This is a genomic window from Blastococcus sp. CT_GayMR20, assembly GCF_004570345.1.
The window spans coordinates 22148-29457 of sequence record NZ_SPQM01000057.1 but is presented as its reverse complement, the minus strand read 5'-3'; the positions used below and the strand labels follow the sequence as shown (position 1 = coordinate 29457).

5 protein-coding genes are annotated in these 7310 nt (G+C 72.7%); 2 read left to right on the top strand and 3 right to left on the bottom strand.

Features of this window, described 5'->3' with window-relative positions; translation table 11 throughout:
- Positions 1 to 1911: S8 family serine peptidase (locus E4P40_RS14365; protein WP_167762238.1), on the bottom strand; the 1911-nt coding region annotated here is incomplete at its 3' end.
- 309 nt (positions 1912 to 2220) lie between these two features.
- On the opposite strand from E4P40_RS14365, the gene E4P40_RS14360 reads away from it, so the two are divergent.
- Positions 2221 to 2460, top strand: coding sequence for a hypothetical protein (locus tag E4P40_RS14360; protein WP_135159245.1), 240 nt, complete (start codon positions 2221 to 2223; stop codon positions 2458 to 2460).
- Between the two features lie 5 nt (positions 2461 to 2465).
- Here the strand turns inward: E4P40_RS14360 and E4P40_RS14355 are convergent, their stop codons facing one another.
- Together E4P40_RS14355 and E4P40_RS14350 are read right to left on the bottom strand one after the other, a co-directional pair.
- Positions 2466 to 2852 (bottom strand): hypothetical protein, encoded by a 387-nt coding sequence (locus tag E4P40_RS14355; protein WP_135159244.1) that lies wholly within the window; start codon positions 2850 to 2852, stop codon positions 2466 to 2468.
- A gap of 306 nt (positions 2853 to 3158) precedes the next feature.
- Positions 3159 to 4082, bottom strand: coding sequence for a LysR family transcriptional regulator (locus tag E4P40_RS14350; RefSeq protein WP_135159243.1), 924 nt, complete (start codon positions 4080 to 4082; stop codon positions 3159 to 3161).
- Between the two features lie 498 nt (positions 4083 to 4580).
- On the opposite strand from E4P40_RS14350, the gene E4P40_RS14345 reads away from it, so the two are divergent.
- Positions 4581 to 7049, top strand: a complete 2469-nt coding sequence (locus E4P40_RS14345; RefSeq protein ID WP_135159242.1) for a bifunctional diguanylate cyclase/phosphodiesterase — start codon at positions 4581 to 4583, stop codon at positions 7047 to 7049.
- Positions 7050 to 7310: the final 261 nt, after the last annotated feature.

Below are 7310 nucleotides of genomic sequence, written 5' to 3'. Positions count from 1 at the left end.
GTCGATCCAGCCGCCGAGGGACTGCCACCCCGACCACCCGCTGTTGGGAGCCAGCTGCCAGATGTGCCAGACGGCGCCGTCGGAGCCGCGCGCGAAGACCTCCATCCGGCCGTCGAGGTTCCGGCCGACGGTCAGCAGGTCGATCCACCCGCCCTCGGTCGCCCAACCGGACCAGGTGCCGTTCGGCGCGACCTGCCACTTGTGCCAGAGCGCGCCGTCCGATCCGCGGGCGAAGATCTCCAACCGCCCGGTGGCGCCGGTCCCGGCCTGCTGGACGGCGGCGCCCGCGTTCAGGAACGTGCCCAGCTCCTTGCCGGGGTCGGGCGTGAGGGCCGAGCCCGTCGCGTTGAGGATCCGTCGGACGTCGCCGTGCGTCAGCCCCGGGTTCGCGGCCAGCATCAGGCCCGCCGCGCCCGCGATCTTGGGCGTCGCGCCGGAGGTGCCGCCGAACCCGTTGCGGTAGGCCGAGTCACCGGTGCTGTTGCAGGTCAGGTCGTGGTCGGCATCGCCCGGGCAGGAGACCGTGATCCGCGGCCCCCAGTTGCTGAACCACGCCCGCTTGTCCTCCGTAGCGTGGTAGGCCGTGGCGCCCACGAGGATCGACCCGGTCTCGGGGATCGGGTTGCCCGAGTCGTCCAGGCCCGCGTCCTTGTCACCGTTGCCGGCGGCGACGCACACCACGACGCCCGCGGCGATCGCCGTCCGGATCGCGGCGTTGACCGACGGCACCTGCTCGTAGTTGCCGAACGCCCCGGTCTGCACCTCGAGGATGACGACCTTCCGCCGTCCACCGCTGTCGGTGGTGCGCACCCACTCGATGCCACGTGCCCAGGCGTTGCCGCCGAGCCCGGCGCTGGTGCCGGAGTCCGCCTGCACGGCCCACAGGTCGGCCTCGTACGCGACGCCGGACATGCCGCGTGCGTCGACGGCCGCCCCTGCGAGCCCGGCCACCGCGGTGCCGTGCGAGACCGAGCCGCCGTGGGTGACGTCGGCTGTGCCGTCGAAGGAGTTGTACGTCCGCGTGATCTTGGCGCTGAGGTCCTGGTGCGTCGTCCGGTAGCCCCAGTCGACGTCGGTGACGACGACGTTCCTGCCGCTGGACCGCGTCCAGGCGTCGTGAATCCCGCACCGGAACACGTACCACTGGTTCTCCAGGCCCGTTGCCGGGTCGAGGACCACCGTCGTCGTCGTGCCGACGAGGGGATCGGACAGCGGACCTGCGGGCGGCGCGGCGAGCTCGGTCGGCACGCCGTCGGACCGGGGCGCGACCATCGTCGGCGGCAGAGCGATGGGGACGACGACGGCCCGCTCCACCTCGGGGAGCCTGCTCAGCTCCTCGGCGATCCGGGGGGTGTCCGCGTCGGCGGCGAAGTGCAGCGTGAGGAACTGCGCCAGCAGGGGCGCGTCGATGCCCTGGGCGAGGGCCACGTCCCGCGCGGCGACTGCCTCCTCGCGCGGGGTGCTGAAGGTCGGCTCGGCCTGCACCAGGCCGTTCCGCTGGAGGATCTCGTTCATCGCGTCCAACATGTCGCCGTCGGTCGCCGCCAGCGACGGGGCGGCGCCCCCCTCCTGGTTCAGGACGGGCGCGACGTCCGGGCGGAACTGGACCTCGACGACCCCCGGCTCGTAGGCGGGACCTGAACCGGCGCCACCGGGCGGGCCGAACCGCGGGAGCGCCTCGGTGGCGGGCCCGGACGCCGTCCGCGGCACGGGCATCGACGCGCCGGACGGGGCTGCCGCGCCGGCCGCGCGTGCACCGGGGGGCTCCGGCATGCCGCCGGTGGGGGAGTTCCCCATGGTCGGCACGGGCATCTGCGCGGACTCGGCCTGGCCGGGTGCTTCGAACGAGGGCGGCAGCGGCATCCCACCGCGGTCCTCGTGTCCGTTGTGACTGGTGTCCGGGACGGACATGCGGGATCTCCTCGCCGGGAGCCTGTGCCGGCGCCGCGAGCGTCGGTGCAGAGCTGAGTGGGGGCGTCGGCCGTCGTAGTCCTGTCGCGGCGGCTTGCCCACCGTCCAAGGGCCCTCCGCGCGGTCGCCACCGCTGATCCGTGACCGGGCGTGTGCGGAACGGGACGCCGCGCAGCCGGACATCCGGACGCTCCCGATCCGGTCTTGCGGAATTCGTGCGGCTTTCTCGGCGGGGGCGTGCGGCGGGGGTCCCAGAGTCAGGAGTGAGCCGGGAGGACCCGGCGACCGACCGAGCCAGGAGATGCCGTCATGGAGACCGCCCTCGCACAGCCTGCCCTGTTCGTCGCCTACGCGGACGCCGCTCCGGTGGTGCTGCGGGACATCGAGGACCTCCACGACGCCGACCTGGACCTCGTCCTCGCCGACCGCCTGGCCGACAGCCTCGGGGCCACGACCACCGCGTCCGCTCTGGCCGAGCTGGTCCTGCGCCCGGGCAGCGCGCTGATGGTGCACGACCTCCAGGCGTCGTCCGCCCTGCTGGCCGGCTGAACGGACTAGAGGAGGCGACCGGGATCGGTCGGGAAGCGGTGCCCCGCGAAGGTGTAGGGGTTCCCCGAGTAGGTGCCGCCTGAGGGGGCGGGGGACGGCGGGACGTCGGACTCCGGCCGCCACGAGGTGACCTCGATCGGCCCGTCCTCCCGCCGGCCCTCGTAGGCGGTGCCGTCGGCGCCGCGGGCCTGCCGGGACCGGTGCCAGCGCCGGGCGCCGAGCTCGACGGCGAGGAGGACCGCGCCGCAGATCGCGACGATCAGAAGGGCGTCGGTCACCGCGGTGGCCACGTCGAGGGCGGAGACGTCCGACCAGCCCACCAGCTCCAGCTGGTGGCCGATCATCTCCATGACGACGTACAGCACGCCGTACACCACGAACGAGGCCCTCACCCGACCCGGATCGACCCGCGGCAGGCAATGCTGGAGCCCCGCGACCGCCCCCGAGGCGCCCTCTCACCCGGATGGGTGACGGCTCAGCTCTCGGCGGGGCTTCTCCGCGCGGCTGGGCTGCACCCGCATCGGCTCGCCCGGCATCTTCCGGCCGCAGGACGGCCGGCGGTGATTCGGTCACCGCGACCCGGGGGCCATACCGGAACAGAGCCCGGGCACGAGTTGCCCCTCGAGCGGCCGACGACCGGGTTCCGGCTGCTGCGGGCGGCCCCGCCTCGGCCATCCTCTCGGATGGAGGGACCGGTGTCAGGCGATCGAGCTGGACCGGGGGGCCGTGGCGGGGAGTTCCGTGCATCCCTCCAGATAGGCGTTCAGGAAGGCGCGACCGGCGGCCCCCCGGAGCTTCTCGTCCCGGGTGGCGACTCCGATCTCCCACAAGGGGGCACCGGCCAGCGTCGTCACGTCCAGATCGTCGGTCAGCTCTTCCTCGAGGCACGCCAGGGGTCCGTAGGCCATGCCCGCCCCCCGCTGCGCCATGCGGAGGGCGCCGAGCCAGTCGTCGACCTCGAGGCGTGCCCGCCGCTCCAGGCCGTGCTCCGCCATCAGGCCGTCGAACAGCCTGCGGGCTTGCCATTCCCGGGGTAGGTCGATGATCTGCTCGTCCACCAGTTCCCGTGGGTCTACGTCGTCGGCGCCGGCCAGTCGGTGTCCGCCGGGGCAGACGAGGGCGAGCCGTGTACTGATCAGAGGCTCGAAGTGCAACCCCGAGCTCATGCTGTCGGCCCAGGGAGTGATGGCGAAGTCCACGAGGCCATCGATCACGAGGTCCGCCATGGTCCTGGAGTCCGCGCGCACGAGGCGCACTTCGACGCCCGGGTGTCTCTCGTGGAACAGGGAGATGGTGTCGCAGACGTCGATGCTCTGCGGGAGGGATGGGGCCACGGCGACGCGAACCGTGCCCAGCAAGAGATCGCACACCTCTCCGACCGCCTCCTTGGCCTTGTCCACCTGGTCGAGCGTGGCGCGAGCGGGTCCTACCAGGGCCCGCCCCGCGTCGGTCAGCTCGGCGCCGCGCCGCCCGCGGACGAACAGCTCCGTGCCCAGCTCGCGCTCGAGCGCCAGCAGCGAGGCCGACAGACTCGACTGGACCATGAACAGCCGTGCGGCGGCGGCAGTGAAGGTGCCTTCCTCCACCACCGCCAGGAAGTGTTCGAGTCTTCTCAGTTCCACGAACGGAACAACGACCGCCGGACGCTCTGGTCAGCTCGAGACGGTCGGGCGTCTTCGGTGGGTGCCATCGGCTGTGCCGATGGATCGTCATGGGTGGATCACCGTGGGCGCTTGGTGATCCACCGAACCTGCCCGCGTCTTGCTGAGCCTCCGAGATCACCCAGGCCGTTGCGGACTCATCCTGGCCGACGGCCAGGTCGGTCTTGCTCCGGCACGTGGTGCTGCCTGCGTGACGGGTGGTCCGCAAGCGCTCCACGTCGCTCCGCCGTGAGCCCTCGGGCCGTGGATCTCGGTCCGTCGATGGCCGCCATCGAGACCCGGTGATCAACTGCGCGGTGCGCTGTGCCGACCCTCCAGTCGTCGTCACCGACGACGGTCCTCTCCAAACAGTCGGGAGCCATCGTGCGCGCAGCGCAGCCGAGCACCGGTATACCCCGGGAGTTCCGGGCCCGGTACCCGGCGTGGCCGTCCAGGCAGACATGGGCTGTCCTCAGCGTCGTGGCAGTCCTGCTCGGGATCGCAGTCGCAGCCGGGCAGCCGTTCCTGCACGCGGGTCCTCACCACCCCGACGGCCGATTGCCGTGGTGGGTCCTGGCAATCGTATTCGCCCTGACCGAGGGCACCCTCCTGCACCGGCAGGTGGCCAGGCACGCGCGCTCGGTGTCGCTCAGCGAGCTCCCGTTGGTCGTGGGGCTGTTCTGCGCCACGGCCGTGGACGTCCTGGTCGGCTGGCTCGTGGGCTTCCTGGTGGTGGTCGTCCTCGAGCGGCGTCACACCGCCCTGAAGGTCGTGTTCAACCTTGCCCTGGTGACTGCCTCGACCGCCGTGGCGGTCGCCGTCTTTCACGGCTTCGTCGAGCTCTCGGACGGCAACCAGCTGGTCGTGTGGCTGGGGGCCTACGCCGCAGCTGTGGCCCTCAACGCTCTCGGTGACGTCGCGGTCGGCGTGGTGATCGCGGTGCACGAGGGCGGGGTCAACGCGGGCCGCCTGCTCCGCGAGGCGGTGGTCGGTGCCCCGGCCGGACCGGTCGTCGTGATCGTCGCACTGGCCGGCGTCACCAGCTGGACGGCCGACTCCGCCAGCATCTGGTTGTTCGTGCTCGTCGGTGTGCTCCTCCTGCGGGCCTACCGCGTCTTCGCGGCGCTGGCGGACAGGCACCGCGACCTGGAGGACCTCTACCGGTTCAGCCAGGCCGTCGGTGACGCCTCGGACGTCGACCTGGTCCTGCACACCGTGCTCGCCCAGGTCGTACCCCTGCTCCGCGCGGAGCGGGCCGAGATCGCGGTCGTGGGCACCAGTGGGGGAGTGAGCCGACTCGCGGTGGGTGAGGACGGCGAGCTGGTGCGCCGGGAGGACCCGCGACGACCGGATCACGAGTTCCTGCGTGGGGTGCTGGACGGTGGTGCCGCCCTCCTGGTCCCGCGGGACACCAGGGACGTCGTCGCGCGCCGTTGGCTCACGGCGAACGGGTACCGGGAGGCGATCGCCGTCCCGCTGGCCGGTCAGGGCCTCGCGGCCAGGGTGCTCGTCGTGGCAGACCGGATGGGTGACGTCCGCACCTTCGACTCGGATGACGTGCGGGTGCTCGAGACGGTGGCCAACCATGCCGGCGTGACCCTGCAGAACCGTGAGCTCATCGACCGCCTGCGGCATGAGGTTCTCCACGACAACCTGACCGGCCTGCCCAACCGTGTCTTCCTCCAGCGCCGGCTCCGTGCGGTGCTCGGCCAGATGCAGGCCGGGCGGCCCGGTGGTGCTGCGGTGATGATCCTGGACCTGGACGAGTTCAAGGAGATCAACGACGTCCTGGGCCACCATCAGGGCGACCTCCTCCTCGTGGAGGTCGCCGGCCGCCTCCGCGCGGCCGTGTCGGAGGCAGGGATCGTCGCCCGCCTCGGCGGTGACGAGTTCTCCGTCCTCCTCCCGGACGCCGACCATCAGCAGGCGCTGCGCGTGGCCGGGCGGGTGCTGGAGGCGCTCGAGCGGCCGGTGCGGCTCGACGGTCTCGAGGTGACGGTCACCGCCGCCGTCGGCGTCGCGCTGGCCCCTGCGCACGGCGACGACGCATCGGGGCTGCTCAAGCGGGCCGACGTGGCCATGTACGGCGCCAAGTCGTCCACGCGCCGGCTGCGCCTCTACGAGCCGGAACTGGACACGACCGACCCTCGCCGGCTGGCCCTCGTCTCCGAGTTCCGGACGGCGCTGCAGACCGGCGGCATCGAGGTGCACGTGCAGCCGCAGGCCAGGCTGGCGTCCGGTGAGGTGGTGGGTGTCGAAGCGCTCGCGCGCTGGCACCACCCGGAGTTCGGGTGGGTGCCGCCCGACCAGTTCATCCCGGTCGCCGAGCGCAGCGGCCTCATCGGGGCGCTCACCACCCATGTCCTCGACAGCTCGCTGGCCGCCTGGACGCTGTGGCGAGCCGCGGGGCACGACCTCAGCATCGCCGTGAACCTCTCCACCCGGAGCCTGCAGGACGCCGACCTGGTCGACGAGGTGGCCGGGCTCCTCGAGCGGCACGGGGTCCCGGCGGGACGGCTGACGCTGGAGGTCACCGAGAGCTCGGTCATGGCGGATCCGGCTCGTGCGATCGCCGTCCTGCACCAGCTGGGCGACCTCGGTGTCCGGCTGTCGGTCGACGACTTCGGTACCGGGTATTCGTCCCTGTCCTACCTCAAACGGCTCCCCGTGCACGAGGTCAAGGTCGACCGGAGTTTCGTGACCGAGCTGCGGGACGGGCACGAGGACGCCGCGATCGTGCGGGCCATCGTCGACCTCGGACGGCACCTCGGCCTCGAGGTCGTCGCCGAGGGTGTCGAGGGCCAGGCGTGCTGGGATCTGCTGGCCTCCATGGGCTGCCACCTGGTGCAGGGCTGGTACCTCGCCCGGCCCATGCCGCCGGGCGAGCTGGCGGCCTGGCTCACGATCCGCACGAACGCGCCCGCCCGGGGCGGTCTGTACGCCGTCTGACCGCGGCCGAGGGGCGGCGCCCCACCCGCGGACGGCACCGGCAGGCGGCCCGAGCCGCTCCGGCCACCTCCCGCCGGCTGACGACGGGTCCTGGGGCCGGCCGGGAGGCGAGGACGTCTCGGCCTGGAGCGGGACGGAGACGCTCTAGCCCGTGGACAGGTCGGAGCCGAGCGCGGGCGCCGTGGCCCGGGACGCCGGAAGTGCCACGCCGGCACGACGGGCACCCGATGGTGGCCGCCGGGTCCACGTCCGCGCGGGTCG